General features: G+C 68.0%; 27 protein-coding genes. 17 read left to right on the top strand and 10 right to left on the bottom strand.

Annotated features, from left to right (window positions below):
• Positions 1-44: 44 nt before the first annotated feature.
• The 3 genes from NDR87_RS28795 to NDR87_RS28785 form a co-directional block, all read right to left on the bottom strand.
• Complete coding sequence (locus NDR87_RS28795; protein WP_251916736.1) at positions 45-908, bottom strand: SDR family NAD(P)-dependent oxidoreductase; 864 nt, start codon at positions 906-908, stop codon at positions 45-47.
• A gap of 108 nt (positions 909-1,016) precedes the next feature.
• Complete coding sequence (locus tag NDR87_RS28790; RefSeq protein WP_251916738.1) at positions 1,017-1,529, bottom strand: TIGR04338 family metallohydrolase; 513 nt, start codon at positions 1,527-1,529, stop codon at positions 1,017-1,019.
• Complete coding sequence (locus NDR87_RS28785; protein ID WP_251916878.1) at positions 1,526-2,350, bottom strand: DUF2786 domain-containing protein; 825 nt, start codon at positions 2,348-2,350, stop codon at positions 1,526-1,528. The genes NDR87_RS28790 and NDR87_RS28785 overlap by 4 nt, the downstream gene beginning before the upstream one ends.
• 141 nt (positions 2,351-2,491) lie before the next feature.
• Between NDR87_RS28785 and NDR87_RS28780 the strand changes: the two genes are divergently transcribed.
• The 6 genes from NDR87_RS28780 to NDR87_RS28755 all read left to right on the top strand — a co-directional run bounded on the left by NDR87_RS28780 (position 2,492) and on the right by NDR87_RS28755 (position 9,282).
• Complete coding sequence (locus NDR87_RS28780; protein WP_251916740.1) at positions 2,492-3,793, top strand: ABC transporter substrate-binding protein; 1,302 nt, start codon at positions 2,492-2,494, stop codon at positions 3,791-3,793.
• Positions 3,794-3,839: 46 nt separating this feature from the next.
• On the top strand, positions 3,840-4,859 hold the full coding sequence (locus NDR87_RS28775) for a carbohydrate ABC transporter permease (RefSeq protein WP_372494322.1): 1,020 nt from the start codon (positions 3,840-3,842) through the stop codon (positions 4,857-4,859).
• Positions 4,859-5,698, top strand: coding sequence for a carbohydrate ABC transporter permease (locus NDR87_RS28770; RefSeq protein WP_251916742.1), 840 nt, complete (start codon positions 4,859-4,861; stop codon positions 5,696-5,698). Before NDR87_RS28775 ends, NDR87_RS28770 begins: the two co-directional genes overlap by 1 nt.
• Positions 5,699-5,819: 121 nt before the next feature.
• The gene (locus NDR87_RS28765) at positions 5,820-8,054 is read left to right on the top strand and encodes a transglycosylase domain-containing protein (RefSeq protein WP_251916743.1); all 2,235 of its coding nucleotides are present in this window, start codon (positions 5,820-5,822) and stop codon (positions 8,052-8,054) included.
• A gap of 325 nt (positions 8,055-8,379) precedes the next feature.
• A complete protein-coding gene (locus NDR87_RS28760; protein WP_251916745.1) occupies positions 8,380-8,847 on the top strand; it encodes a GyrI-like domain-containing protein in 468 nt (155 codons plus the stop codon).
• A gap of 3 nt (positions 8,848-8,850) precedes the next feature.
• Positions 8,851-9,282 carry a GyrI-like domain-containing protein gene (locus NDR87_RS28755; RefSeq protein ID WP_251916747.1) on the top strand — a complete coding sequence of 144 codons (432 nt, stop codon included), beginning with the start codon at positions 8,851-8,853 and terminating at the stop codon, positions 9,280-9,282.
• Positions 9,283-9,461: 179 nt separating this feature from the next.
• Here NDR87_RS28755 and NDR87_RS28750 read toward each other — a convergent pair whose 3' ends face one another.
• Together NDR87_RS28750 and NDR87_RS28745 are read right to left on the bottom strand one after the other, a co-directional pair.
• Positions 9,462-10,559, bottom strand: coding sequence for an inositol-3-phosphate synthase (locus NDR87_RS28750; RefSeq protein WP_251916749.1), 1,098 nt, complete (start codon positions 10,557-10,559; stop codon positions 9,462-9,464).
• Positions 10,552-11,109, bottom strand: a complete 558-nt coding sequence (locus tag NDR87_RS28745) for a PadR family transcriptional regulator (protein ID WP_251916751.1) — start codon at positions 11,107-11,109, stop codon at positions 10,552-10,554. The genes NDR87_RS28750 and NDR87_RS28745 overlap by 8 nt, the downstream gene beginning before the upstream one ends.
• A gap of 159 nt (positions 11,110-11,268) precedes the next feature.
• On the opposite strand from NDR87_RS28745, the gene NDR87_RS28740 reads away from it, so the two are divergent.
• The 4 genes from NDR87_RS28740 (at position 11,269) to NDR87_RS28725 (ending at position 17,021) form a co-directional block, all read left to right on the top strand.
• Positions 11,269-11,679, top strand: coding sequence for a DUF5318 domain-containing protein (locus tag NDR87_RS28740; RefSeq protein WP_251916753.1), 411 nt, complete (start codon positions 11,269-11,271; stop codon positions 11,677-11,679).
• 320 nt (positions 11,680-11,999) lie between these two features.
• Positions 12,000-14,501 (top strand): transglycosylase domain-containing protein, encoded by a 2,502-nt coding sequence (locus NDR87_RS28735; protein ID WP_251916755.1) that lies wholly within the window; start codon positions 12,000-12,002, stop codon positions 14,499-14,501.
• Between the two features lie 47 nt (positions 14,502-14,548).
• A complete protein-coding gene (locus tag NDR87_RS28730) occupies positions 14,549-16,228 on the top strand; it encodes a glycosyltransferase family 87 protein (protein WP_251916882.1) in 1,680 nt (559 codons plus the stop codon).
• A gap of 40 nt (positions 16,229-16,268) precedes the next feature.
• Complete coding sequence (locus NDR87_RS28725) at positions 16,269-17,021, top strand: isocitrate lyase/phosphoenolpyruvate mutase family protein (RefSeq protein ID WP_251916756.1); 753 nt, start codon at positions 16,269-16,271, stop codon at positions 17,019-17,021.
• Between the two features lie 2 nt (positions 17,022-17,023).
• On the opposite strand, the gene NDR87_RS28720 is transcribed toward NDR87_RS28725, so the two are convergent.
• The 3 genes from NDR87_RS28720 to NDR87_RS28710 form a co-directional block, all read right to left on the bottom strand.
• Entirely contained in the window at positions 17,024-17,446 is a 423-nt protein-coding gene (locus NDR87_RS28720; RefSeq protein WP_251916758.1) for a hypothetical protein, read from the bottom strand.
• A gap of 62 nt (positions 17,447-17,508) precedes the next feature.
• Positions 17,509-18,231 (bottom strand): DUF2637 domain-containing protein, encoded by a 723-nt coding sequence (locus NDR87_RS28715; protein WP_251916760.1) that lies wholly within the window; start codon positions 18,229-18,231, stop codon positions 17,509-17,511.
• A gap of 139 nt (positions 18,232-18,370) precedes the next feature.
• Positions 18,371-19,468, bottom strand: a complete 1,098-nt coding sequence (locus tag NDR87_RS28710; protein WP_251916762.1) for an alkene reductase — start codon at positions 19,466-19,468, stop codon at positions 18,371-18,373.
• Between the two features lie 49 nt (positions 19,469-19,517).
• On the opposite strand from NDR87_RS28710, the gene NDR87_RS28705 reads away from it, so the two are divergent.
• Positions 19,518-19,892, top strand: a complete 375-nt coding sequence (locus NDR87_RS28705) for a MerR family transcriptional regulator (protein ID WP_251916764.1) — start codon at positions 19,518-19,520, stop codon at positions 19,890-19,892.
• Between the two features lie 219 nt (positions 19,893-20,111).
• On the opposite strand, the gene NDR87_RS28700 is transcribed toward NDR87_RS28705, so the two are convergent.
• On the bottom strand, positions 20,112-21,011 hold the full coding sequence (locus NDR87_RS28700; RefSeq protein ID WP_251916766.1) for a DMT family transporter: 900 nt from the start codon (positions 21,009-21,011) through the stop codon (positions 20,112-20,114).
• An 82-nt stretch (positions 21,012-21,093) separates the two neighbouring features.
• On the opposite strand from NDR87_RS28700, the gene NDR87_RS28695 reads away from it, so the two are divergent.
• On the top strand, positions 21,094-21,630 hold the full coding sequence (locus NDR87_RS28695) for an ABATE domain-containing protein (protein WP_251916768.1): 537 nt from the start codon (positions 21,094-21,096) through the stop codon (positions 21,628-21,630).
• Between the two features lies 1 nt (position 21,631).
• Here the strand turns inward: NDR87_RS28695 and NDR87_RS28690 are convergent, their stop codons facing one another.
• Positions 21,632-22,990 (bottom strand): glycosyltransferase family 87 protein, encoded by a 1,359-nt coding sequence (locus NDR87_RS28690; protein WP_251916770.1) that lies wholly within the window; start codon positions 22,988-22,990, stop codon positions 21,632-21,634.
• 173 nt (positions 22,991-23,163) lie between these two features.
• Between NDR87_RS28690 and rpsF the strand changes: the two genes are divergently transcribed.
• The 5 genes from rpsF to dnaB all read left to right on the top strand — a co-directional run bounded on the left by rpsF (position 23,164) and on the right by dnaB (position 26,957).
• Positions 23,164-23,454, top strand: coding sequence for a 30S ribosomal protein S6 (gene rpsF / locus NDR87_RS28685; RefSeq protein WP_251916773.1), 291 nt, complete (start codon positions 23,164-23,166; stop codon positions 23,452-23,454).
• A 104-nt stretch (positions 23,455-23,558) separates the two neighbouring features.
• A complete protein-coding gene (locus tag NDR87_RS28680) occupies positions 23,559-24,092 on the top strand; it encodes a single-stranded DNA-binding protein (protein WP_251916775.1) in 534 nt (177 codons plus the stop codon).
• Between the two features lie 54 nt (positions 24,093-24,146).
• Positions 24,147-24,398, top strand: coding sequence for a 30S ribosomal protein S18 (rpsR, locus tag NDR87_RS28675; protein WP_251916778.1), 252 nt, complete (start codon positions 24,147-24,149; stop codon positions 24,396-24,398).
• Between the two features lie 16 nt (positions 24,399-24,414).
• Positions 24,415-24,870: a 50S ribosomal protein L9 gene (rplI, locus tag NDR87_RS28670; RefSeq protein WP_251916780.1), complete on the top strand. Its 456-nt coding sequence runs from the start codon at positions 24,415-24,417 to the stop codon at positions 24,868-24,870.
• Positions 24,871-25,577: 707 nt separating this feature from the next.
• Positions 25,578-26,957 carry a replicative DNA helicase gene (gene dnaB / locus NDR87_RS28665; protein WP_251916782.1) on the top strand — a complete coding sequence of 460 codons (1,380 nt, stop codon included), beginning with the start codon at positions 25,578-25,580 and terminating at the stop codon, positions 26,955-26,957.
• The last annotated feature ends 19 nt before the right edge of the window (positions 26,958-26,976 follow it).

Genomic DNA, 26,976 nt, shown 5'->3' with positions numbered 1-26,976 from the left:
GAATTCTCAGCAGTGTAAAGCCGCCGCCCCCGCGGCACGACCACTCAGGCCGACGCCTCCAGATCGGTGATCATGCGCTCGACGCGGTCCCGCGCCGCCACGGCGTAGCCCGGATGGGTGGTGACGTAGAGCCGATCGGATTCGACCGCGGTGAGAATCATCTCGGCGGCGCGCGCGGCCGACACGACGTCCTCCTTCATCGCGGCGAGCATTTCGACGCCGGGCCGGAATCGCTCCCACTGCTCGGGGGTGAACTCGGCCATCCACTCCGCGCCGGGGACGCCCCGCAGCCGCTCGGGCGTCAGCCCCTCGACGGCGTCGAGGAGCCCGCGAAGCAATCGAGTGTCGACCGGGCCGGGGCATACGACGGTGACGCCGACTCCCGGTGCCACGATGGACAATTCGGCCTGCAGTGATTCCGACAGGGCCACCACCCCGTGTTTGCTGACGATATAGGGGGCGTTGAACGCACCGGCGGTGATGCCCGCCACCGAGGCCGTATTGACGACGTGCCCGCGCCCCGCCGCCACCATGGCCGGAACGAAGGAGCGGATACCGTTGACCACCCCACCCACGTTCACGGCCTGCACCCGCTGCCACTGTTCGGCGCTCACCTGCCAAATCGGCCCGCCCACACCCATTCCCGCGTTGTTGAACAGCAGGTCCACCGCGCCGAAGCGGTCCAGCGCGGTATCGGCCAGCCGCTGCACCTGGTCGGCGTCGGCGACATCGGTCGGCACCGCCACCGCCTCGCCGTCGAGCCCGTCGACCACCTCGGCGAGCCGCTCATCCTCGAGATCGGCCAGCACAACACGCAATCCGCGCCCGCTGAGCTCCCGCGCCAGCGCCTCCCCGATCCCGTTCGCGGCCCCCGTGATCACCGCTACCTGCCCGGCCTCGAGCTTCATCGCCACTCCCTTCGAATCGCACCGCAACCTCTCCCCCTAGACGGTGCCACGCCGGGGTCGGCACGTCATCCGCCTTTTCGGACAGCCGCACCCCTTATCGAAAAAAATTCAGCCCAGCCGCACGCCGCAGCCGAGCAGCGTGGTGCGCAGGATCAGGGCGGCCTCGGGGCCGATCACACCGTCGACCAATTCGACATAGCGGGTGCAGAATTCGGGGCCGTGCGGAGCCAGCTCGGCGGGTACCGGCTCGAGGTGATGGGCGAGTTCGTGCAGGATCACCAATTCCCGCAGGGCCCAGGCGGTTCCGCGGGTATGCAGCGGAACGGCCAGGACGGCGCGATCGGACTCGTAATGCGCGGCGGTGGTACCCGCACGGGCGCGGACGGTCAGCGGCGCGGTGGACCGATCCCATTGCGTGCGAACCCAATTCAGCGCCAGCACGCGATCGGCATAGTCCTGCACCGACGCCACCGAGGCGAACCGTCGCTCGACCGGCAGCGTGAGCTGCGAGCCGTGCAGCACGACCGTGCGCACCCCGGTCTGGTCGGCACGGTCGAACATGCGCCGCACCAGCCCCTCCCCGTCGTAGACCCGGGCCCGCTGGGCGTCGCGTGGGCTCATCGACCGGAGCCGAGTTGCCCGCGAGCGGCGCCCAGTTCGGGCGCGGTTCCCAGGCGCGCGGCGCGCCCGGCCCGATCCCCGGCGCGGCGGGCGTCGGACGAATAGCTCGCCGATTCCTGCGGGCCCCGCCACGTCCCGCGCGCCTCGGAGGTGCGGCTGTAGAAGTCGTGCAATTCGAGTTCCTTGTCGCGCAGCGCCACCGCGGTGCCCGCGGCGGCCACGGGCTCGGCCTTCGCCTCGGCCTCGACATCGGCCTTCACCTCGGCCAGGCGCTTACCGACCCGCGCGGCGAAGGCCATCTGGAAATTCAATCGCGCCGTCACAGCTGCGACAGGTGCCTGTATGCGCCGCCGAACTTTTCGGCCCCAGCGCTTCTCGACGACCACCTTCTCCACCGTCGCCGACTTGTACTGCCCGGATTTGATGTAGTGATCCGAGGCCCGCACCATCTGGACCAGCAGGCTGGTGTAGAGCGCCTCGCAGGTGGCGATGTCGGTGTCGAATCCGTAGGCGTACACCTGGGTCGACGAGCGGGCCACATCGCAGCGCACGTCGTTGGCCGCGGCGATCGCCACGAACAGCTGCACATAGGTGCGCAGCCCCCGTTTACCGGCCTCGCCGATCGGGATGATGCGCTGCACCGGCGTGGCCCGGCGCTCCCGCCCGGCCACATGGGCGCGCGCCACCGCCAGATCGATCGACGAACGGGTCGCGAGCCGTTGTGCGGCAGCGAGAAACGCCTCGGCCTCGTGTTCGTTGTCGGTCGACTCGGCCTGGCGCAGCAGCCCGCCGATGCGGGTGAGCAGTTTGTCCTGAGTCAGCTGGGTCGACATCGCCAGTCAGGATACGAGAACCGGACGACACAATCCGGTGTAGACAATGTATCTTGCCTTGTGCAACCGGCTGAGTGTGCTCGCGCTCACGGTTAGGCGGCTGTACTCGTCTTCGACTCTGGAGTATCGATGGCTTTGAACACGGTGTCGTCACGACGCTCGTCCCTCGTGTCCCGCGCCGCGCTGGCCGTCGCCTCGGCCGCGCTGCTGACCGCGACCTTCGCGAGTGCGTGCGGAAGCGGTGGCGGCAACAACCCGACCTCCGAAAATCTCGACGGCCGCGGCCCGATCACCTATGTGGAGGGCAAGGACACCACCGAGACCGGTGCGGTGAAGAACCTCATCGAGCGGTGGAACGCCGCGCATCCGGACGAGAAGGTCACCTTCAAGGAGCAGTCCAACGACGCCTCCCAGCAGTACGACGACCTGGCCCAGCACCTGAAGGCCAAGCAGTCCGACTACGACGTGATGGCGCTGGACGTGCCGTGGACGGCCGAATTCGCCGCCAAGGGCTGGATTCAGCCGCTGAAGGATTCCTTCTCGATCGACACCTCGACGCTGCTGTCGCCGACCGTGGCCAGCGCGACCTACAAGGGCACCCTCTACGCCGCGCCGCGCAACACCAACGGCGGCCTGCTGTACTACCGCAAGGATCTGGTGCCCAACCCGCCCAAGACCTGGTCGGAGCTGCTGAACAACTGCAATATCGCCCGCGAGAAGGGGATCGGCTGCTACGCCGGGCAATTCGCGCCCTACGAGGGTCTGACCGTGAACTCGGCCGAGGTCATCAACGCCTACGGCGGCACCTTCGTCGGCCCGGACGGCAAGACCCCGACGGTGGACAGCCCGCAGTCGCGCGCGGGTTTGCAGGTGCTCGTCGACGCCTACAAGAACGGCGACATCCCCAAGGAGGCCATCTCCTTCAAGGAGCCGGAGAGCCAGAACGCCTTCGCCCAGGGCAAACTGCTGTTCCTGCGCACCTGGCCGAACTTCTTCGGCGTGGCCAACGCGGATACCTCGGTGGTCAAGGGCGATACGGCCGTCGCGCCGCTGCCCGGCAAGGACGGCATCGGCGCGTCCACGCTCGGTGGTTACAACGCGGCCATCAGCGCCTTCTCCAAGCACAAGGCCACCGCGCTGGACTTCCTGCGCTTCCTGATCAGTGAGGACGCCCAGCGCATCGTCGCCGAGGGCGCGTTCCCGCCCGTGCGCGCCTCGCTGTACGACGATCCGGCCCTGATCGCGAAGTTCCCCTATCTGCCCGCGCTCAAGGATTCGATCGCCAGCGCGGTGCCGCGGCCGGTCACGCCGTACTACAACGCGGTCTCGAAGGCCATCCAGGACAATGCCTATGCTGCCCTGACCGGTAACAAGTCGGTCGACGACGCCGTCACCGGCATGAAGAAGGGCATCGAGGCCGCCGGTTCCTGACGGCCGGTCGCACCCCTGTCGAGTCAGCCCCGTAGGAGAGTTGAACGTGTCGGATCCTTCGGGAGTGATCGACCCCGGGACGTCCGCCGCCCCGCCGCCGCCCCGGCGCGGCGGTTGGCGGCCGACCCTGCTGCACGGCGTCGGACGTCCCTGGTTGTTCGTCGCCCCCGTTCTGCTGGCCCTGGCCGTCGTCATCGGCTATCCAGTCGTGCGCGCGGTGTGGATGTCGTTCCAGAAGGACGCTGGGATCGACGAGGCCACCGGCATGTTCGTCGAGGGCGGCAATGCGGGGTTCACCAACTACACGCACTGGTTGCTGCAGCAGTGCCAGCTGCCGACCGGCGGCGTGGAGTCCTGTCCGACCGGCAATCTCGGCTCCCAGTTCTGGGCGGCGATCGTGGTCACGCTGCTGTTCACGGTCGTCACGGTCGCCCTGGAGGCGACCATCGGGCTGGGCATGGCCATGATCATGGGCAAGACGTTCCGCGGGCGCGCGCTGCTGCGGGCCGCGGTGCTGATCCCGTGGGCCATCCCGACCGCGGTGACCGCCCGGTTGTGGGAGTTCATGTTCCAGTACGACGGGGTGGTCAATCGCGTACTGGGCACCCACATCCTGTGGCAGACCGATCCGACCTGGTCGCGGGTCGCGGTGATCGTGGCCGACGTCTGGAAGACCACGCCGTTCATGGCGCTGCTGATTCTGGCCGGGCTGCAGGTGATTCCGGGTGATGTGTACGAGGCGGCCCGCGTGGACGGCGCCTCGGCGTGGCAGCGGTTCACCCAGATCACCCTGCCGCTGCTACGGCCCGCACTGCTGGTAGCGGTGCTGTTCCGCACGATGGACGCGCTGCGCCTCTACGATCTGCCCGCGATCATGACGCAGGGCAATCCGGACACCCGGACCATTTCGATTCTCGTGGTCGACCAGGTGCGCCAGGGCGCCAACAGTGCCTCGGCACTGTCGGTGATCACCTTCCTGATGATCTTCGCGGTGGCCTTCGTGCTGGTGAAGGTGTTGGGCGCCAACGCCGTCGCGACCCAGGAAGAACAGCGGAAGGCGCACTGATGACCTGGACCAAACGATTGAGCTCGGCGCGGGTCTACGTCGGTGCGCTGATCATCCTGGTGTGGGGGTTGGGGCCGTTCTACTGGATGGCCGTCACGGCCTTCCGCGATCCGGCCTTCACCTTCGACAACACGCCGTGGCCGACGCATCTGACGCTGACCAACTTCCAGAACGCCTTCGACACCTCGCGCGGCAACAATTTCGGGCGCGCGCTGACCAACAGCATCATCATCGGCGCGGCCACCACCGTCATCGCGCTGCTGATCGGGACGATGGCCGCCTACGCACTGGCGCGCATGCAGTTCCGCGGTAAGCGACTCGTGGCCGGGCTGATCCTGAGTGCCTCGATGTTCCCGGTGGTGGTGCTGGTGACCCCGCTGTTCCAGCTGTTCACCAATATCGGCTGGATCGGGCACTACCAGGCGATGATCGTGCCGAACATCTCCTTCGCGCTGCCGATGACGGTCTACATCCTGGCCTCGTTCTTCGCCGAGCTGCCGTGGGAGCTGGAGGAGGCCGCGCGCATCGACGGCGCCAGCCGGTTCCAGGCGTTCCGGCTGGTGATGCTGCCGCTGGCCGCGCCCGCCGTGTTCACCACCGCCATCCTGGCCTTCATCGCCGCGGTGAACGAATATCTGCTGGCCCGGCTGCTGTCCACCGACGCCACCGAGCCGGTGACCGTCGCGATCGCCCGCTTCTCCGGCAACGATCCGCATGTCGCGCCGTATGCGGCCATCATGGCGGCGGGCACGATCGTGACGATTCCGCTGGTGATCATGGTGCTGCTGTTCCAACGCCGGATCATCTCCGGTCTGACCGCGGGCGGCGTGAAGAGCTAGGGGGCTCACCTCCCGGGCATTTCGGACCCGAGGTGGATCGGCCGTAGGCTGGGTTTCGGATCTCTTCAGCGCGGTAGTTCGATCTTGCTCGTGTGTTTCGCCGAAACTCCGGGAGGATGTCGTGGGGCTGTTCCGCAGGGGGCGCGATCGGCCGAGTGCACCGTATGCGTCCGTCGCCGGGTGGAACGAGCTGCCCAGTGTCACCGCGCGGCGGGAGCGCGCCCAGCACGGCCGACCGCGCCGCCGCGAGCGACCGGCGAATCCGGAAGGGGCCCGGCCCCGTCCGCCCCGCACCCGCGCCCAGCGCGTCCGCCGCCTGCTGCTGGCGCTGTTCCTGATCTTCGTGGCCGTTCCGTCGCTGCTCATGGTGCTGGCGTACTGGAGCGCCGACATTCCCGATCCCGCGGCCGTGCAGACCGAGCAGGTCGCCACCATCACCGCCGTCGACGGCACCACCGAGATCGCCAAAGTCGTTCCGCCGGAGGGTAACCGGACCCCCGTGCCGCTGTCGGACGTGCCGCGGTGGATGCGCGACGCCATGCTCTCGGCCGAGGACCGCGATTTCTACCGCAATCCGGGCTTCTCCACCGAGGCCTTCGTGCGGGCGGCCCGCGACAATCTCACCGGCCGCGAGAACGCGGGCGGCGGTTCCACCATCACCCAGCAGTACGTCAAGAACGCCTTCCTGAGCTCCGAGCGCACCCTGTCACGCAAGATGCGGGAGCTGATCATCTCGGCCAAGATGGCCCGGCAGTGGAGCAAGGACGACATCCTCGCCGCATATCTGAACACCATCTACTACGGGCGCGGCGCGTACGGCATCGCGGCCGCCGCCGAGGCGTACTTCGACAAGCCGGTGCCGCAGCTGACCCTGGCCGAGAGCGCGGTCCTGGCCGCGGTCGTGCGCACGCCGTCGATCCTGGATCCGGAGACCCACCTGGAGCAGTTGCGGGCGCGCTGGAACTACGTGCTCGACGGCATGGTCACGATGGGCACGCTGGCGCCCGAGCAGCGCGCGACGGTCGAATTCCCGGTCATCGCCCCGGTGGCCGTGCTGACCGACGATTCCGCGCGTCGTCCGGCCGGGCTGATCCGCACCCAGGTGCTGCGCGAGCTGCGCGCGGCCGGAATCAGCGAACAGGACATCGCCACCGGGGCGCTCAATATCGTCACCACCATCGACCCGCGGGCCCAGCAGGCGGCGCTGGACGCGGTGCACAGGACGCTGTCCGGGCAGCCTCCCGAACTGCGCGGCGCGGTGGTGTCGATCGATCCGCGCTCGGGTGCGGTGCGCGCCTACTACGGCGGCGAGAACGGGGTCGGCTTCGATTTCGCGCAGGCGCCGCTGCAGACCGGTTCGGCGTTCAAGACCTTCGCGGTGCTGGCGGCGCTGGAGCAGGGCATCGGCATGTCGTATCAGCTCGACAGCTCCCCGGTCACCGTGAACGGCGTCAAGGTGACCAATGTGGAGGGTGAATCCTGCGGAACCTGTTCGCTGGCGGAGGCTTTCAAGCGCTCGCTGAACACCAGCTTCTATCGGCTGGCCCAGGGTGTGGGCGCGCAGTCGATCGCGAACGCCGCGCATCAGGCGGGCATTCCGGAGCGAATCCCGGGGGTGCCCGGCCGCTCGCTGAGCGAGCAGGACGGCACGCCACAGCTGTCGATCGTGCTGGGCGTGTACTCCGTGCGGCCGATCGATATGGCCTCGGCCTACGCGACCATCGCCGCCTCCGGCGTCTATCACGAGCCGTACTTCGTGCAGCGGGTGGTCGCCGGGGACGGGCGAGTGCTGCTGGACCGCGGCGCACCCGAACAGCGGCCCGCCGAACAGCGCATCGCGCGCCGCGTCGCCGACACCACCGCCCAGGCGATGCTGCCGATCCCCGCCTACTCCAACGGGCACGCCCTGGCCGGGCGGCCGTCGGCGGCCAAGACCGGGACCACCCAGCTCGGCGAGACCGGTGCCAACAAGGACGCCTGGATGATCGGCTTCACCCCGTCGCTGTCGACGGCCGTCTGGGTCGGAACCGAGAACCCCCAGCCGATCCGCACCGCCCGCGGCACGGCCGTATACGGCGCGGGACTGCCCGCCGACATCTGGAAGCGGACGATGGACGGGGCGCTGGCGGGTACGCCGGTCGAGCAGTTCCCGGCCTCGGAACAACCGGCCGCCCCCGAGACCAAGGGCGTCGGCCCGTTCGGCGTGGCCCCGCCGACCCCGCAGTCCGCGCAGGGACCGTTCGACGTGCTGGCCCCGCCCGCGAATCAGGCCCCACCGCCGATCCTGGAGATTCCGCCGCCCCCGACCAGACAGGTCGAGATCTTCCCGGGCCTGAGCATCCCCGTCCCGGGCTGACGGCACGGTTGTGCCGTCGGCGTCGTTGTGACGAAGCGAATTCTTGTTCTCCAACCGTCACTCGGGACACGCCGATAGGGTGGACCCCGGTGAGGCGGGGGTCGGCTCGCGAAACCGGACGTATCCGGTCGGGCCGATGGGCGACGACAGTGGCAGGATGCGGGAGGATGTTCGCAGAGAGGAACCAGCGCAGGGTGCGGTTACGCTGGGCGCAGACGCGAGCGGTTGCGGGCAGGGTTCGGGCACGGCTGGGAGCAGGGTGGTATGTCGCGCCGACGCGAGCCGCGCGCCACATCACACAGCACGAGACATAGGGGCGACACCGGTGGATTTCAATGTCGTTGAGCGCCACGAGACCCTGGTGGCAGGGACGGTGCTACGCAGCCCGGCGCTGGCGGTCGAGGGGCCGCGCCGGTTGAAGGTGGAGGAGGCCTGGAAACGCAATCTGGCGCGCAGCCTGCCGGGGCCGCCGGCGACGGCGTATGTGGATCACGCGCCCGAAATAGGTTCGTATCTCACCCATATCGTCGGCTATCGCCTGCAGACCATGGCCGATCTGCTGCCCGGCGATGTGCTGGCCCGCATCCCCGCGGGCCGCTACGCGCGGTTCATCCGCAGCGGTGACAATCTGGGCGACACCGTGGTGTCGGTGTGGCGCGCGGTCTGGGACCTGGAGGCGGCCGGGGCCCTGATCCGGGCCTACACCGGCGATTTCGAGCACTATCCGGATTCGCACACCGTCGAGGTGTTCGTGGCGCTCAAGGACGAGGGCGCGGCCGAGGGCGACAGGTAGGGGATGACAGTGGACTTCGAAATCGTCACCTTGAGCGACAGCCTCGTCGGCGGGCTGACCGTGCCGCTGGCCGGACGCGAGGTCACCGCGCGCGACCTCGATCTGGTGAACTTCACCTGGGACCGTTACCTGGCCCGGGAGAAGAACGTGCCGCGGGTGGCGGCCTACATCGGCCAGAACGATCACGCCGTCGCGGTGCTGGGCTACGAGTTGAGCTCGCTGGACGACCTCGACACCGGCGACGTGCTCACCCGCATTCCCGCGGGCCGCTACGCCAAGTTCGTGGTTTCCGACAAGCCCTACGATCTACTGCGTACGGCCTGGGCCAAGGTGGCCAAGGCGGAGAACGCGGGCACGATCACGCGCTCGCACACCGCGGAGATCGAGCGCTACACCGGCCCCACCTCGGTCGAGGTGTACGTCTCGCTGGACTAGTCCCGGGTCCTCGCACCTCTGCAATCTCGGCTCAGCACCGAGACTGCAGAGGTGCCAACTGATTTCGTGAGGACATGGGTAACTCGCCGAGTACCGGCGAACTCAGCCGCCTCCGCACCATCGGCCGCCGACGCCACTTACGTAGCGCCCGAGTCTGGCCGAAAACCGCGGAGAGGCGGTCAAGCCCCGATGATGAACTCCTCGAGCTGCGCGCGAGCGATATCGTCGGCGAGCTGCTTCGGCGGGGACTTCATCAGATAGGCCGAGGCGGGCAGGATCGGGCCGCCCAGGCCGCGGTCCTTGGCGATCTTGGCGGCGCGGATGGCGTCGATGATGATGCCCGCCGAGTTCGGCGAGTCCCACACCTCGAGCTTGTACTCCAGGTTCAGCGGCACGTCACCGAAGGCGCGACCCTCGAGGCGCACATAGGCCCACTTGCGGTCGTCGAGCCAGCCGACGTGATCGGACGGGCCGATGTGCACGTCGTTGGCGGTCAACTCCTTCTTGATGTTGCTGGTGACCGCCTGGGTCTTGGAGATCTTCTTCGACTCCAGCCGCTCGCGCTCGAGCATGTTCTTGAAGTCCATGTTGCCGCCCACGTTCAGCTGCATGGTGCGGTCCAGCTGCACGCCGCGGTCCTCGAACAGCTTGGCCATCACGCGGTGGGTGATGGTCGCGCCGACCTGGCTCTTGATGTCGTCGCCGACGATCGGCACACCGGCATCGACGAACTTCTGCGCCCACTCCGGATCGGAGGCGATGAACACCGGCAGCGCGTTGACGAAGGCCACACCCGCGTCGATCGCGCACTGGGCGTAGAACTTGTCGGCCTCCTCCGAGCCCACCGGCAGATAGGACACCAGCACGTCGACCCGTGCGTCCTTCAGCGCCTGCACGACGTCGACCGGCTCCCCGTCGGAGAGCTCGATGGTCTCGGCGTAGTACTTGCCGATGCCGTCCAGCGTCGGGCCGCGCTGCACGGTGACCCCGCTCGGCGGCACGTCGGAGATCTTGATGGTGTTGTTCTCGCTGGCGAAGATCGCATCCGACAGGTCGAATCCGACCTTCTTGGCGTCGACGTCGAACGCGGCGACGAACTTCACATCGCGGACGTGGTAGGGACCGAACTTGACGTGCATGAGGCCGGGCACGGTCGAGTTCTCGTCCGCGTCCTTGTAGTACTGCACACCCTGGACCAGCGAGGACGCGCAGTTGCCCACACCCACGATGGCCACGCGAATCTCGGTGGCGTTTTCAGCCGTGTTGACATCACTCATGGCCGATATTTCCCTCTTTCTGTGGTGCCGCCTTCAGTGATTGCTCCGCTGCAATCAACTCGTTGAGCCAGCGCACTTCGCGCTCGCTGGATTCCAGACCGAGCTGGTGGAGCTGACGGGTGTAGCGATCGAGGGTTCCGCTGGCCCGTTTGATCGCCTCCCGCAGTCCTTCTCGGCGCTCCTCGACCTGGCGCCGCCTGCCCTCGAGGATCCGCATCCGCGCCTCGGCGGGGGTGCGGCTGAAGAAGGCGAGGTGAACGCCGAAGCCGTCGTCGGTGTAGTTCTGCGGACCGGTGTCGGCGAGCAGTTCGGAGAACCGTTCTCGCCCGGCATCGGTCAGTTGATAGACCCGCCGCGCACGCCGCGTGACCGACCCCAGGGGGCTTTCCTCGGCGATCAGGCCGTCGGCCTGCATGCGCCGCAGGGTCGGATACAGCGACCCGTAGGAGAACGCCCGGAACGGACCGAGCAGGCCCGTCAGCCGCTTGCGCAGCTCGTAACCATGCATCGGGGATTCCAGGAGCAGCCCGAGAATCGCCAGCTCGAGCACGGGCCACACCTCCTGACTGTGCTCTGCAGATCTAACCGTTGGATGCGATTCCAAACTATATCGCGCCGATATAGTTGTCGATACGTCGACGGGTTTCCTCACACTTCTCGGCCCAAGACGCCACAGCGGTGGTCAGAGGTGGCCGCTACTCTGGTTCTCGTGCGAATTCAGCGGCAGGTAGTGGACTATGCGCTTCGGCGCCGGTCGCTGCTGGCCGACGTGTACGCGGGCCGGGTGGGCGTCGCGGAGGTGTGCGACGCGAATCCGTATCTGCTGCGGGCGGCCAAATTTCATGGGCGGGGGAGCGAGGTCACATGCCCTATCTGCCGGAAAGAGCAGCTCACTCTCGTATCGTGGGTCTACGGCGAGGGGCTGGGACCGATGGCGGGCTCGGCCCGCACGCCCGAGGAGCTGATCCGGCTGGCCGAGTCTCGCGAGGAGTTCACGGTGCACGTCGTGGAGGTGTGCCGGACCTGCAGCTGGAATCATCTGGTGCAGTCCTATGTGCTGGGTCGCGCTCCGACGCCGTCGCGGCGCCGCACCGGCACCCGACGGACCGCCGCCGAATGACGGGCCCCGTCCGCTGATATGCGGAGCGCAGGCATGCCCGTGCGGTCGCAGGACCGCGACCCGGACCGTATCGAGTTATGGAGATCCAGGCTGTGACTTCGCCCTACGACGATGGACCGAACGGCGACCGCCGACCGCGCGGCTCGCAACCGGGACCGGGGGGGTACCCACCCCCGCGCCCGGCCGGACCTCCATCTCCGGGAGCACGGCCACTTCCTCCGTTACGCCAGGGTCCGCCCTCGGGCGGTGTTCCGCGTAGCGGCCCCGGCCCGCAGCCCGGCCGCCGTCCCGGCGGGGAACCGCCGCGCGGCCCGGGCGGTATGCCACCGCGCGGCCCCGGCGGTCAGCCACCGCGTCGGCCCGGCCCGCCGCCACCTCAGCGGCCCGGCCCGGGCGCACCCAATGCCCAAGCGACCCAGAAGCTTTCGGCCCCGCCGCGCTCCGGCACGGCCACCCGCCCGGGCCCGGGCGAGGACCGGGGTCCGGACACCGGCGGTCGCCGCCCCGTCGGTGGCGGAGCACCCCCGTCGGGTCCGCCGCCGCGTCGCAACGGCGGTGGCGGCGGTCCGGGTGGTCCCGGTGGCCGCCGACCGCAGACCAAGGCCAAGAAGAAGTCGCCGTGGCGGATCGTGCGCCGGGTGATCTACGTTTTGATCGCACTGGCCATCGTCGTGCCCAGCGCGACCTTCCTGGTCGCGTACACCACCGTCTCGGTACCCAAACCTGGCGATCTCAAAACCAATCAGGTCGCCACCATCCTCGCCGCCGACGGCACCTCGGTGATCAGCAAGATCGTTCCGCCGCAGGGCAACCGGACGGATGTGACGATCAACGACATCCCGCCGCATGTGCGAAATGCCGTGATCGCGGCCGAGGACCGCTCGTTCTACACCAACCCGGGCTTCTCCATCTCCGGCTTCGCCCGCGCGCTGCGCGACAACCTGCTGGGCAAGGAGAGCGCGGGCGGTGGCTCGACGATCACCCAGCAGTACGTGAAGAACGCGATGGTCGGCAATCAGCACTCGCTGAGCCGCAAGATGCGCGAGCTGGTGATCTCGGCCAAGATGGCGCGGCAGTGGAGCAAGGACGACATCCTCACCGCCTACCTCAACACGATTCCCTTCGGCCGCGGCACCTTCGGTATCGACGCCGCCTCGCACGCCTACTTCGGCAAGAAGGTCCAGGACCTGACGGTCGAGGAGGGCGCGATGCTGGCCGCCACGATCCAGCAGCCCTACGGCCTGGACCCGGAGAACAATCCCAAGGGCGCGGAATCCCGGTGGAACTACGTGCTCGACGGCATGGTCTCGATGGGCAACCTGCCGTCCGCCGAACGCGCCAAGATGACCTATCCCAAGGTGCAGCCGTCGAGCGCGATGGAGCAGAACTCCACGGGTTCGGGTCCGGAGGGCCTGATCAAGCGCCAGGTGATGCGGGAGCTGTCCGATGCGGGCATCACCGACACCCAGCTCAACACCGAGGGCCTGCAGATCACCACGACGATCGATCAGAAGGCCCAGGAGGCCGCGGTCAACGCGGCACAGAAGAACATGAAGGGCGAGCCCGACAATCTGCGCACCGCGGTGGTGTCGGTCGATCCCAAGACCGGCGCGGTGCGGGCATACTACGGCGGTGAGAACGGCCAGGGTTTCGACTTCGCCAATGCCGGTCTGATGCCCGGCTCGGCGTTCAAGGTGTTCGGCCTGGCGGCGAATCTCGAGGCGGGTAAACCGCTTTCGACGATGTACGACAGCTCACCGCTGACCATCCACGGCATCAAGATCACCAACGTCGAGGGTGAGTCCTGCGGCACCTGCACCATCGCCGAGGCGCTCAAGCGCTCGCTCAACACCAGCTTCTACCGCATGGAGCTGGACATGGGCGAGGCGAACGGCCCGCAGAAGATCGCCGATATGGCGCATAAGCTGGGCATCCCGGAAAACATTCCGGGCGTGGGCAAGTCGCTGGCCGAACCGGACGGCGGCCCGCCGAACACCGGCATCATCCTGGGCCAGTACCAGGCCCGCCCGCTGGACATGGCGTCGGCCTACGCGACCATCGCCAACAACGGCACCTATCACAAGGTGCACTTCGTGCAGAAGGTGGTGACTGCCGACGGCCAGGTCCTGCTGGACCGCGGTGACGTCGCGGGCGAGCAGCGGATCTCGGAGGCGGTGGCCACCAACCTGATCGACGCCATGAAGCCGATCGCGCAGTGGTCGCGCCAGCATCAGCTGGCCGGTGGCCGCGAATCGGCGAGCAAGACCGGTACCGCGCAGCTGGGTGACACCGGTGAGAACCGCGACGCCTGGATGGTGGGCTTCACCCCGTCGCTGTCGACCGCGGTCTGGGTCGGCACCGAACAGGGCGAGAAGCTGCGAAATGCCAACGGCGGCATGATCTACGGTTCGGGCCTGCCGTCCGACATCTGGAAGGACACGATGGACGGCGCCCTGAAGGGCACCCCCGTCGAGAAATTCCCGCCCCCCAAGCCGATCGGCGGCCAGGCCGGTGTGCCGTCCTGGACCGCGGCCTACACCCCGCCGTCGACCACCGCGCAGGAGTTCGTGCCGCCGGTCGTGGTGACCCCGAGCGAGGTGGAAGTGCTGCCGGGCGTGCGCATTCCGGTGCCGGGCCTGGTTCCCAACCCGCAGTCGCGGCAGCAGCAGCCGCAGCGCCAGCAACAGCAGGAATCCGGTACCGGCCCGCTGCCCGGCCAGCCGGTCGCCCCGTCCGACGGTTCGTCGCCGTCGGCCACGCAACCCGGTGGGACCGGCGGGGGCACCCGGCCGACCGCGGGTGCGGGAAACGGTGACAGGTAGCCTCGGGGGCCGTGATCGAGCAGCACGTCGCGGACGCCGGGAACGAAATGCGGGATGGCTCGGGCCGTTTCACGTCCCCGGCGCCGCAGGCTCCGGATCTGCGGTCGGCCGACTGGCGAGACAAGCCGAGCCGCACCGACTCCCTGACCGCCCAGCTGTCCACGATCGTCGGCGGCCCGGTCGGTGATCATGCGCTGATCGGGCGCACCCGGTTCTGGACGCCGCTGCGGGTGCTGCTGGCCTTCGCCGTGGTCTTCCTGGCGCTCGGCTGGGGCGGTAAGGCGGCCTGCATTCAGCAGAAGACCGATGCCGACGGCCGAATCGGGTTGGACTGGAACAACGGCCGCCAGTACGTGGCCATGTGCTATTCCGACACCGTGCCGCTCTACGGCGCCGAACATCTCAACGAGGGCGCGTTCCCGTACAAGAAGCAGTGGACCGAATTCCGGGCCGACGGCACGCCGCAGGCCCGCTACATGGAGTATCCGGTGCTGTCGGGCCTGTACCAATGGCTGTCGATGCGGATCGCGCACGCCTGGCAGCAGTTGCGGCTGCCCGGTGCGCTGCCGGTCGTGGTGTACTTCAACGTCGCGGCGTTCGGCCTGGCCCTGGCCTGGCTGGTGACCGTGTGGGCCTCGGCACAGCTGGCCGGGCGGCGGATCTGGGATGCGGCGCTGGTGGCGCTGTCGCCCCTGGTGCTCGTGCACGTGTTCACCAATTTCGACGCGCTGGCAACGGCTTTCGCGGCCGCGGGGCTGCTGGCATGGGCGCGGCGGCGGCCCGTGCTCGCGGGGGTGCTGCTCGGACTGGGCGGGGCGGCGAAGCTGTATCCGCTGCTGCTGCTCGGGCCGATCGTGGTACTCGCGCTGCGCAGCGACGGACGGCAACGGGTGCCCGCACTGTGGGAACGCCTGCGGCACCGGGGCGCCGGGCCGCTGCGGGGGCTGCGCCAGTACCTCGCCGACGCACAGCTGCGGCCGATGCGCGCGGCGGGCGTCGCGGTCGCCGCGGCGGTACTGACCTGGCTGCTGGTGAATCTGCCGATCGCGGTGCCGTTCACCGACGGCTGGCAGGAGTTCTTCCGGCTCAACACCGAACGGCACGCCGACCCGGACTCGATCTACAACGTGATCACCTCGTTCACCGGCTGGCAGGGCTTCGACGGACCGCTGGCGCCGGCGGACATCCCGACCGCGCTCAACGCGATCTCACTGCTGCTGTTCGTGCTGGCCTGTGCCGCCATCGCCTACCTCGGCCTGACCGCGCCCCGGCGGCCGCGGGTGGCGCAGCTGGCCTTCCTGGTGGTGGCGGCATTCCTGCTCACCAACAAGGTGTGGAGCCCACAGTATTCGCTGTGGCTGGTGCCGCTGGCCGTGCTGGCGATACCGCATCGGCGCATCCTGCTGGCCTGGATGACCATCGATGCGCTGGTGTGGTTCCCGCGGATGTACTACTACCTGGGCACCGACAAGAAGGGTGTGCCGGAGCAGTGGTTCACCGGCACGGTGATCGTGCGCGACCTCGCGGTGCTGGGCCTGTGCCTGCTGATCGTGCGGCAGATCTACCGGCCCACCGAGGATCCGGTCCGCCGCGACGGCGTCGACGATCCGGTCGGCGGCATTCTCGATCACGCGGCCGATCCGCTGCTGCCGTGGCTGCCCGGCCCGTTGCGACCGCGCCCGGCCCCCGTCGAACTCACCCGCGCGCCCGCCGCGGCGCCGCGATAACCCCTGGCGCGGCGCCGGTCCCGTGCGAAAGGATCCCCTCATGACTTCGCTGCGCGACCAGGCCACCGCATTCCTCGAGCTGCACCGCCCCGGCAATCCGGTGATCCTGCCGACGGTCTGGGATGCCTGGTCGGCGCGGCTGGTCGAGGAGGCGGGTTTCGCGGCGCTGACGGTCGGCAGCCATCCGCTCGCCGAATCGCTGGGCCGGGCCGACGCCGAGGGGATGTCCTTCGCCGAATCGATGGGCCGGATCCGTGAGATCACCGCGGCCGTGGGCATTCCCGTCTCGGTGGATATCGAGTCGGGCTACGGCCGCAAGCCGTCGCAGCTGATCGACGGCCTGCTCGAGGCCGGTGCCGTCGGGCTGAATATCGAGGATGTGGTGCACGGCGAGGGCGGTCGGCTGCGGGAACCGGCCGAACACGCCGAATTCGTCGGCGAACTTCGCCGGGCCGCCGATGCCACGGGAGTGCACGTGGTGGTCAACGCCCGCACCGATCTGTTCCTGCGCCAGCTCGGCGACGAGGCCGACCGCTTCGAGCGCGCCGTCCAGCGGCTGCGCCTGGCGGCGGAGGCCGGGGCCGACGTGCTGTATCCCGTCGGCCGCCACGAACCCGACCTGCTGCGCCGCCTGTGCGCGGCGCTGCCGCTGCCGGTCAACGCCATCGCCCTGCCCGGTCAGGGCGACCGCGCCGGATTCGCCGAACTCGGTGTCGCGCGGGTCAGTTTCGGCCCGTTCCTGCAGGCGGCGCTGGCGACCGAGGCGAACCGACTACTGGCGCGCTGGCACTGAACTCAGACCAGCCCGTTGGCCACGATCCGTGGTTCGGACAGGCCCGCGGTAGCCGTCTGCCACTGATTCTGCGCCAGATGTTCGAGCAGGCAGATCAGCAGCATCTTCCGATTGCGCTCGCCGCCACTGATTTCCGCGTACGCGGCCATCTCCGCGGCGATCGAGTTGCCGGTGGGCGCGTCCGGAGCCGAGAGCGCCCAGAACATCTCGGGTCCGAGCAGCACCGACGCCCCGCCGGTCTCGTTGAACCAGCGTCCGGCGTAGGCAATCAGCATGTCGGTGAACAGCTGCGGATTGGCCACCGCCTCGATGAATTGATTCAGCGCCGCGGCACGCTCCGGTCCGGCCTGCATCAACGATGCCAAGCGACCGGCCAATTCGCGATACTGACCCATATCCTGGTACTGCCCAACGCTTGACGACATGTGACGGCTCCATCGGTCGAGTTCGGACGGACTGTACGGGTATCAGGACTGCGGTATGCGCCTCACCCCGTGCGTTCGCCGAGGTGGACGAGCGGGCGGTGCTCCACCAGGGGTGCGAAGCGATTGGGCTCGGTGAGTTCGGGGGCGATGAACGGGCCCGAGACCGGGCGACGCTCGGGTTCCGTTGGGAGGTCGGACATGTCGAACATATCCGGCACCGAGAACTCCTCCGGCGGGGGTGCCGATTTCGCCTCCGCTTCGACCGGCCGCACCGGTTCGCTCTCGGCGATGGCCCGCTGCGGATGGCGCTCCCGGCGACGGCTCCACAGCATCAGCGTGAGGTGAACGGCGAACATCATCGTCATCGGCATCCCGGCGTAGATGCCGACCGATACATAGCCCCCGCCGATTTCGCGGGCGTACTCGATATTGCCCGCCACAGACAGCAGCGTCGACAACACGAACAGCACGGTGGCGTACCACCAGCCCAGGCCGCCCTTGCGGAAGGACGCCGTGGCAATAATTGACCCGACCATTAACCCATCGGTCACTATCGGCACGTTCGCGGCCAGCTCCGGTGGCACGAGATTGCGGATAGCGAGGTTGTGTAGTGCGGCATAGGACATCTCGAACGATTTGTAGGCCACCACACAGGAAACGATCGCCGACGCGTGCAGCGGGCCCGGACGAAACTCTCTAACCCGCTGGATCCAGGCAGGTCGCTGCCGACGCTCCGCAATGGGAGCGTCGGCCTCGAGCGCCGCCTCCGATGAGATCAGGGTCATAGACGGGCAGCGTAGCGGCAACCGGGCCGAATTGCAGTGAGCCGGCGGTTTTCGATACTTCGTTTCGCGGCTCGGCCCGAATCATCCCATGTAGCCGAGAATTTGCTGCTTTATCGGCTGCGTCGATGACCGCTGTCGATCAGGCCGCGGAGCTATTGTGTCGCGCGGCGGCATCCCAGACCGGGTAATCGGTGTACCCCGCGGCGGTACGGCCATAGAGAACGTCCTCGCGAATCGGAGCGAGCGGATGGTTGTGCGTGATGCGCTGCACCAGATCCGGATTCGAGATGAAGGCGCGGCCGAAGGAGACCAGATCGGCATGGCCGCGGCGCAATACCCCTTCGGCGGCGGCCGCATCGGTGGCGTCCCGATTCTCGCCGACATTCGCGATCAACGGACCCGTCCAGCGCGGTCGCAGATCGATCAGGGCGGGATAGTCGTCGTTGTCGATCAGATGCAGATAGGCCAGATCGCGGCGGGCCAATTCCGCGACCAGGGCGCGATACAGCGGTGCCGGATCGTCCTCGCGCATACCGAACTGCGGATTGCCGGGCGACAGCCGGATGGCCGTGCGCCGCGAACCCACCTCCGCCGCAACGGCATCGGTGACCTCCAGTGCGAACCGAAGTCGGTTGGTGTTCGAGCCGCCGTATTCGTCGGTGCGCAGATTGGTGTTGTCGGCCAGGAACTGGTGCACCAGATAGCTGTTGGCGCCATGGATCTCGACTCCGTCGAACCCGGCTTTCAGCGCATTGCGGGCGGCGGCCGCGTACTGCTCGATCGTGGCGGCGATATCGGCCCGGGTCATGGCCCGCGGAGTCAGCGAGCGCGCCTTGCCGCCGTCGATCAGATGCAGCACATCGTCGTCGGAGACCGCCGACGGGCCCGCGGGCAGCGTGCCATCGATGCGGGCCAGCGGATGCCCCTTGCGTCCGCCGTGCATGAGCTGCGCGAAGATGCGCCCGCCCGCGGCGTGCACCGCCTCGGTCACCCGCCGCCACGCCGCCACGTGCGCATCGGTCTGCAGGCCGGGCACCCAGGCCTCGCTCTGACCGGAGCTGTGCGGCCAAATGCCCTCGGTCACAATGAGTCCGGCCGCCGCCCGCTGGGCGTAGTAGTCCGCCACGTCGGCGGTGGGCGAGCCGTCGGGCCGCGAGCGCAGCCGGGTCATGGGCGCCATCACCACCCGATTGGGCAGGGTGAGATGGTCGGTGCGGTATTCGGTCAGCAGCAACATGGGCGTACGGTAGAACCTGACATCAATGTCAGGTGCAAGGAGTGAATCCGTGCGAATCGGTGAGCTGGCGCGTCGCACCGGGGTGAGCGTGCGATCGCTGCGCTACTACGAGGCTCAGGGTCTGCTCGCGTCCACCCGCACCGGGGGCGGGCAGCGCGAATATCCCGAGTCCGCGGTGGACCGGGTGATCCGCATTCAGGAGATGTTCGCCGCTGGCCTGCCCAGCCGCACCCTGGTCGAACTGCTGCCCTGCATCCACGACTCCGACGGCACGCCCAATGCGCGCGCCACCCCGTTCCTCACCGAAACCCTTGCGGCCGAACGGGATCGCATCGACGCCTGCATCAAGGATCTGCATCGCACGCGCGAGGTGCTCGACGGGGTGATCCGCGCCGCGAACGGGGATGCCGCCGCGACGCCCTGATTGTCCGGACCGGCTCGCGCGCAGCCGTTTTCGGCAGATGCGATCGGTGTTATGCCGGTGCGCCAGGTGATCTCGGTCTGCCCCCGGGTGGTCCGACGCTCCATCGCGGCGGTGGACGCCCGCGGGGAGGCGGTGACCAGGGCTGCTGGTCGCCGCGACCGCCAGGCTCTCGTAGCCGACCGTCTCGGGCCAAGCACCTCACGGGTGGCAGCAAGGGAGTTACGCCGGAACCGGCTCGCGCGCACCCTGTTTCGTCGGCGCGACGCTGCCCCGAGCGGCCAAAACCATTCCGATGACACCGACCGCAAGCCCGCCGATCGTCAACGGCCGCAACGGCTGGTCGATCACCACCCACGCCAGCAGCGCCGTCACCACCGGGGTGGCGAAGAACAGCCTGCCGACCCGGGTCGTATCCCAGCGCCGCAGCAGGGCGTTCAGCAGCAGGAACGCGCCCATCGAATTCACCAGCACCATCCACGCCAGGGACCCGGCCAATCTACCCGCGTCGTAGACGTGAAAATCGCTGCGCAGCAGGGCCATCAGCCCCACCGCCGGGGTGCTGACGGCAACGTGTAGGGCCGTGGCCGCGCGCGGATCGACGGCCGGGGCGAATCGCTTCTGATAGACCGTGCCCAGGCTCAGACCCAGCAGCCCGAATACGCAGAAGATCAGCCCCGACAGCGAGAATGCCGACTGGTCGACGACGGCCAGGCCCACCCCCGCTCCCCCGATGCCGAAGCCCAGCCACTGCCGCGGCGTGACCGTCTCCCCCAGCACCCGCCCGGCGAACAGCGCGATCACCACCGGATTCAGCCCCTGCACCAGTGAGATCACCGCCGCCGATACATGTTCGGCCATCGCGGTGTAGAACGCGGCGAACTGCACCAGCTGCATCAGCAGGCCGACCACCAGCACATGGCCGAGCTGACCGCCGCGCGGCCACACGGCACGCACCGCAAGGGCATACAGCGTCAGCGCGATGGCCGCGAGCCCGAACCGGACGAACAGCACCAGCAGCGGCGGGGCCGCGCCCACCCCGATGATCCCGGCGATGAACGCGCTGCTCCACATCAGGATGAAGGCCGTCGGCGCGACCGTGTCCAGCACTCGAGACTTCACGAACCCTCCAAAGTAACCGCCTAAGACGGTTATCACCGTCGCATCGCCTCACGTAACCTGTCAAGGCGGTTACCATGGGACCGTGTACACCTTCGTCAGCGGGAATCTGGCCCTGGACTTCGCCGGTACTGTCCACGCCCGCCGCACCGAATCGCGCGAACGGCTGCTCACCCCGGCCGACCTCGCGCACTGGCTGGTCGAGGCAGAACTGCTCGATGCCGATCCGGACGGCGACGAGACCGCGCTGCGCCGGGCGATCGCGCTGCGCGAGGCGATCTATCGGCTGGCCACGGCCGCGCGGCTGGAGCGGCCGTTCGATCCGGACGACCGCGCCCTGCTCAACGAGTTCGCCTCCGGCGCACCGCCGATGGTCGCGCTGACCGCCGACGCGACGGTCCGCCGCACCGGCCCGGTCGACGCGGCGCTGGCGGCGATCGCCCGCGCGGGGATCGAGCTGCTCGGCGGGCCCGATCGGGCCCGCCTCAAGGAATGCGAGCACACCGAATGCACCCGGCTCTACGTCGATACCTCGCGCGCGGGCGCACGCCGCTGGTGCGATATGACCCGGTGCGGCAACCGGATGAAAAGCGCGGCGTTCCGAGCGCGCCGGGCGCGCTGAATCAGGAGGCGGCCGAGACCAATTCACCGGCCGGCGCCGACTCGGCCCGCGGCGCCTCGCGCCGCCCGCGTTCGCGCGCGCGCAGGAAGGCGAAGAAGAAGTACACCAGCAGTATCGCGCGCCCCCACACACCGAACTGCACGATGTTCTCCTCGACGCTGGCCGACTCACCCATCCCCAGCGCGTAGAAGTAGCGGAAGACGCCGATGCCGATGGCCGCGTCGGCCAGCAGATAGCCCACGATCGCGGGCCGGGACACCTCGAGCAGCACCAGGAACGGGATCAGCCACAGCGTGTACTGCGGCGAATGCACCTTGTGGAACAGCAGGAAGCCACACAGCATCGCCCCGCTCACCCCGATCCACGGATAGGTGCCGGTGGCCTGGTAGCGCTTCCACCCCAGCCACACCGCCAGCGCGAACGCGGCCAGCACCAGCATCGGCGACGCGGTCGAGACCACGTCCTGGAAGGAAGTCTCACCGGTGGACGTATCGGCGAACATCGGCCGAACCCCCCAGTACCAGATGGAATTCGTGGTGATATCGGCCTGGCGCAGCTGCTGGAAGGTGATCGAGGCGCGCCAGCCGTCGTATCCGGCCAGCGCGAACGGCAGATTGATCGCGACCACCGTCGCCAGCGCCGCGCCCAGCACCGCCAGCGCGCCGCGCACATCGCGACGCCCCGCGCCGCGGTCGGCGCCGACCAGCACGTACAGCGCCAGCGGCACGACGAAGATGCCCGGGTACAGCTTCAGGCAGAAGCCGATTCCCAGCAGCACCGCCGCGATGATCCCTCTGGTGCGCAACGAATATCGGGTCAGCGCCGTGACGACGTACACCGCCGCCACGGCCGTGCACACCACGGGCAATTCCCAGTTGTGGAAGGCATAGAGCACCAGCGGCGGTCCCGCCGACCACAACAGCGCGGCCGCACCGGACATCCGGCCCAGCAGCCACGCGGTCACCAGGGCGAACGGCGCCAGCAGCAGCGCCGAATGCAGCAGGAAGGCCGCGTCGTCGTGGGCGCCGGTCGCGCCCAGCCACATGAGCAGGCCGCTGAGCACCGGATATTCCACGGCGCCGCCGGTCAGCGCGCCGTCGGGCGTGATGCCGCCGGTTATATAGGGGAAGACGTGCTCGTTGATGCTGCGGCCCAGCCACAGGTACTGGATATCGGAATAGCAGACCCGGGCGTCCTTCACCTGGTCGAACAGCTCGCTGCGGCCGTCCTCGGTGAACGGGCCGCCCGCGCAGCGCGCCTTGTTGAGATAGGCGAACACCAGCGTCACCCCGCACAGCAGGGTCGCGGTGACGGCGGCGATCCGGCCCACGGCGACATCGGCGACGGGTCGGTTCGGCATGGGCACCACGATAAGTGGCATACCGCGCCGATGCCCGCATTCCTCCCGGCGGGGGATCGATTTCGCTGGTCGCGACCCGTTCATGTAGCCTTGTCGGGTTGCTGACGCAACGACCCTCCTGCCCACGGACCGTCCGTGGGCCGTCCTTAGTCCACAGGAGGTGATGGGTTCCCGTGCGTCATTACGAAGTGATGGTCATTCTCGATCCAACCCTGGACGAGCGCACCGTCGGTCCGAACCTGGACAAGATGCTGAGCGTGGTCTCGCAGCAGGGTGGCAAGGTCGACAACGTCGACATCTGGGGCCGCCGTCGGCTGGCCTACGAAATCGCCAAGCAGAGCGAGGGCATCTACGCGGTCGTCAACGTGACCGCCGAGCCCGACACGGTGAGCGAGCTGGATCGTCAGCTGGGGCTGAACGAGTCGGTGCTGCGCACCAAGGTGCTGCGCAACGACAAGAAGTAATCCCCCCTCCCCGCACGCCACTCGTAGACGTCGGTGCCTGTCTCTAGGCTCTAGCGCAACAGGCGAGTGCATTGTGCGGACTGCACCGGAGACCAGGAGGAACCATGGCAGGCGACACGGTCATCACCGTCATCGGAAATTTGACGGCCGATCCGGAGCTTCGTTTCACACCCGCGGGCCAGGCGGTCGCGAACTTCACCGTCGCGTCGACGCCCCGCGTATTCGACCGGAACAGCAACGAGTGGAAAGACGGCGAGGCGCTGTTCCTTCGCTGCAACATCTGGCGCGAAGCTGCGGAGAATGTCGCCGAGAGCCTGACCCGAGGCGCTCGCGTGATCGTGAGCGGACGGCTCAAGCAGCGCTCCTACGAGACCCGCGAGGGTGAGAAGCGCACGGTCGTCGAGCTCGAGGTCGACGAGGTCGGTCCCTCGCTGCGGTACGCCACCGCCAAGATCAACAAGACCACCCGCGGCGGTGGTGGCGGCGGCTTCGGCGGCAACTCCGGCGGAGGTGGTGGGGGCTTCGGCGGCAACAGCGGAGGCAATCGCGGCGGACAGAACGCCGGCGACGATCCCTGGGGCAGCGCCCCCGCGGCCGGCTCCTTCGGGGGCGGCATGGACGATGAACCGCCGTTCTAGGCAACGGCTTTCACCAGGAGCCCACCCGGCTCCCAGGCATAACGGAGTAAGACAATGGCCAAAGCACCGGCGCGCGAAAAGGTGCTGAAGAAGAAGGCGTGCACCTTCTGCAAGGAAGGCAAGTCCGGCACGGTCAAGATCGACTACAAGGACACGGCACTGCTGCGCAAGTACGTCAGCGATCGCGGCAAGATCCGTGCCCGTCGCGTCACCGGTAACTGCGTGCAGCACCAGCGCGACATCGCCATCGCGGTGAAGAACAGCCGCGAGGTGGCGCTGCTGCCCTACGTGTCCACGGCTCGCTGAGAACGGGAGGCACACGATGAAGCTGATTCTTACCGCTGATGTGGACAACCTCGGTGCCCCCGGCGACACCGTGGAGGTCAAGGACGGTTACGGCCGCAACTTCCTGCTGCCGCGCGGCCTGGCGATTCCCGCCAGCAAGGGCGCGCAGAAGCAGGTCGAGGGCATCCGCCGGGCGCAGGACGCCCGCCGCGTGCGCGATCTGGACCACGCCAACGAGCTGAAGCAGGCCATCGAGGGCCTGACCGGCGTGTCGCTGTCGGTGAAGACCGCCGGCACCGGCAAGCTGTTCGGCTCGGTCACCGCGGCCGACGTCGCGGGCGCCATCAAGGCGGCCGGTGGCCCGGTCGTCGACAAGCGCAGCATCGAACTGCCGAAGGCGCACATCAAGACCACCGGCAAGCACGGCATCGCGGTGCACCTGCACCCCGATGTGGTCGCCAAGGTCGACCTGCAGGTCAACGCCGCCGAGTGACGGCGTCGCACTAGCGCATTCGTCGAAGACCACCCTCGTGTCGCGAGGGTGGTCTTCGGCTGCGCCCATTCGCTCTCCGGAGGACGGATATCGTCCAGCCCCGACCCTCCCTCGAGATTGCTATTGAATAGCTATTTCGTCGCTTCGCAATTGCGCCGGTGGCGTGAAGTTGTCACCGATCGGTTCAGCCCCAGTTCGGGAAGATTTGGGGACAACTTTCAGAACCGACCACCCGTATTGTGATGTAGGCCATATTCGGAGAGAACGTTGTTTACCCAACACGCCCGGCCGTTCATCTTCGGCGACACGCCGAGGCGTTATCGATCCACAGGTGGATGAGTGGAGAAATGGGTTTCTATCAGCGGATATGAGCGAATCCGGGCACTTTTTCCCCAGGTAGTACACAGGGGCTGCACAACAGCGGGTGAACTGTCCCCAGATTATCCACAGACGTGTGCACATTTCGGTTTGGTAGTCCCCAGTTCGGTCCCTAAGGTTGCTCGCGGTGTCGCGATCCGACGCCTCGGGGCCTCGTGTTCCGCGTTCCCTACCGAGCACACCATCGGTTTGCTGTTCCGCGCCGCACGGGCCGTCGCGACCGGTGCGCAGGTTTCGGCCGCGGAACCCGAACGTGTCGTACCCCGGGCGTAGAACGAGACATCGATAACCTCGAAGCCGGGCGTGATGAGAGAGGACGGTCGAGTCTGGTGGCAGTCGTCGACGATCGCGGACACTCGGACTACCAGGACGCTCCCGGTGAGGATTTCGGCCGCCAGCCGCCGCACGATATGGCCGCCGAGCAGTCGGTACTGGGCGGCATGCTGCTGTCCAAGGACGCCATCGCCGATGTGGTGGAGGTGCTGCGCCCCGGCGACTTCTACCGTCCCGCGCATCAGGCCGTCTACGACGCCGTCCTGGATCTCTACGGCCGCGGCGAGCCCGCCGACCCGGTCACCGTCGCCGCCGCCCTGGACCGCCGCGGCGAACTCAAGCGCATCGGCGGCGCCCCCTATCTGGTCACCTTGACCCAGACCGTCCCCACCGCCGCCAACGCCTCCTACTACGCGGAAATCGTTGCGGAGAAGGCGATTTTGCGCCGCCTGGTCGAGGCGGGCACCCGCATCGTCCAATACGGTTACGCCGGTGCCGACGGCCAGGACGTCGCCGAGGTCGTCGACCGCGCCCAGGCCGAAATCTACGAGGTCACCGAACGCCGCTCCAGCGACGACTTCCTCCCCCTCGAGGAACTCCTCCAGCCCACGATGGACGAGATCGACTCCATCGCCAGCCGCGGCGGCATGTCCCTGGGCGTCCCCACCGGCTTCACCGAACTGGACGAAATCACCAATGGCCTGCACCCGGGTCAGATGATCATCGTCGCGGCGCGGCCCGGTGTCGGTAAATCGACGCTCGGAATGGATTTCATGCGGAGCTGCTCGATCAAGCACGGCTTGGCGAGCGTTATTTTCTCGCTGGAAATGAGCCGCACCGAGATCGTGATGCGCCTTTTGTCGGCGGAGGCGAAGATCAAGCTCGGTGATATGCGGTCCGGGCGCATGAGCGATGACGACTGGACCAAGTTGGCGCGGCGGATGAGTGAGATCAGCGAGGCGCCGCTGTTCGTGGACGATTCGCCGAATATGACCATGATGGAGATCCGGGCGAAGGCGCGGCGACTCAAGCAGCGCCACGATCTACGGCTCGTGGTCGTCGACTACCTCCAGCTGATGACCTCCGGTAAGAAGGTCGAATCCCGCCAGCAGGAAGTCTCGGAATTCTCCCGAAGCCTCAAGCTGCTCGCCAAGGAGCTCGAGGTCCCGGTCGTCGCCATCAGTCAGCTCAACCGCGGCCCCGAACAGCGAACCGATAAGCGCCCCATGGTCTCCGACCTCCGCGAATCCGGCTCCCTCGAACAGGACGCCGACATGGTTATCCTGCTGCACCGCCCCGACGCCTTCGAACGCGACGACCCCCGCGGCGGCGAGGCCGACCTCATCCTCGGCAAACACCGAAACGGCCCCACCGCCACCATCACCGTCGCCCACCAGCTGCATTTGAGCCGCTTCGTGGATATGGCCCGGGGGTAGGCCGCCGCACAGGGTCTCA

It is taken from the genome of Nocardia sp. CDC159 (genome assembly GCF_023740735.1).
Taxonomy (GTDB): domain Bacteria; phylum Actinomycetota; class Actinomycetes; order Mycobacteriales; family Mycobacteriaceae; genus Nocardia; species Nocardia pulmonis.
The sequence above is the reverse complement of the archived record's forward strand: the minus strand, read 5'-3'. Positions and strand labels throughout refer to the sequence as shown.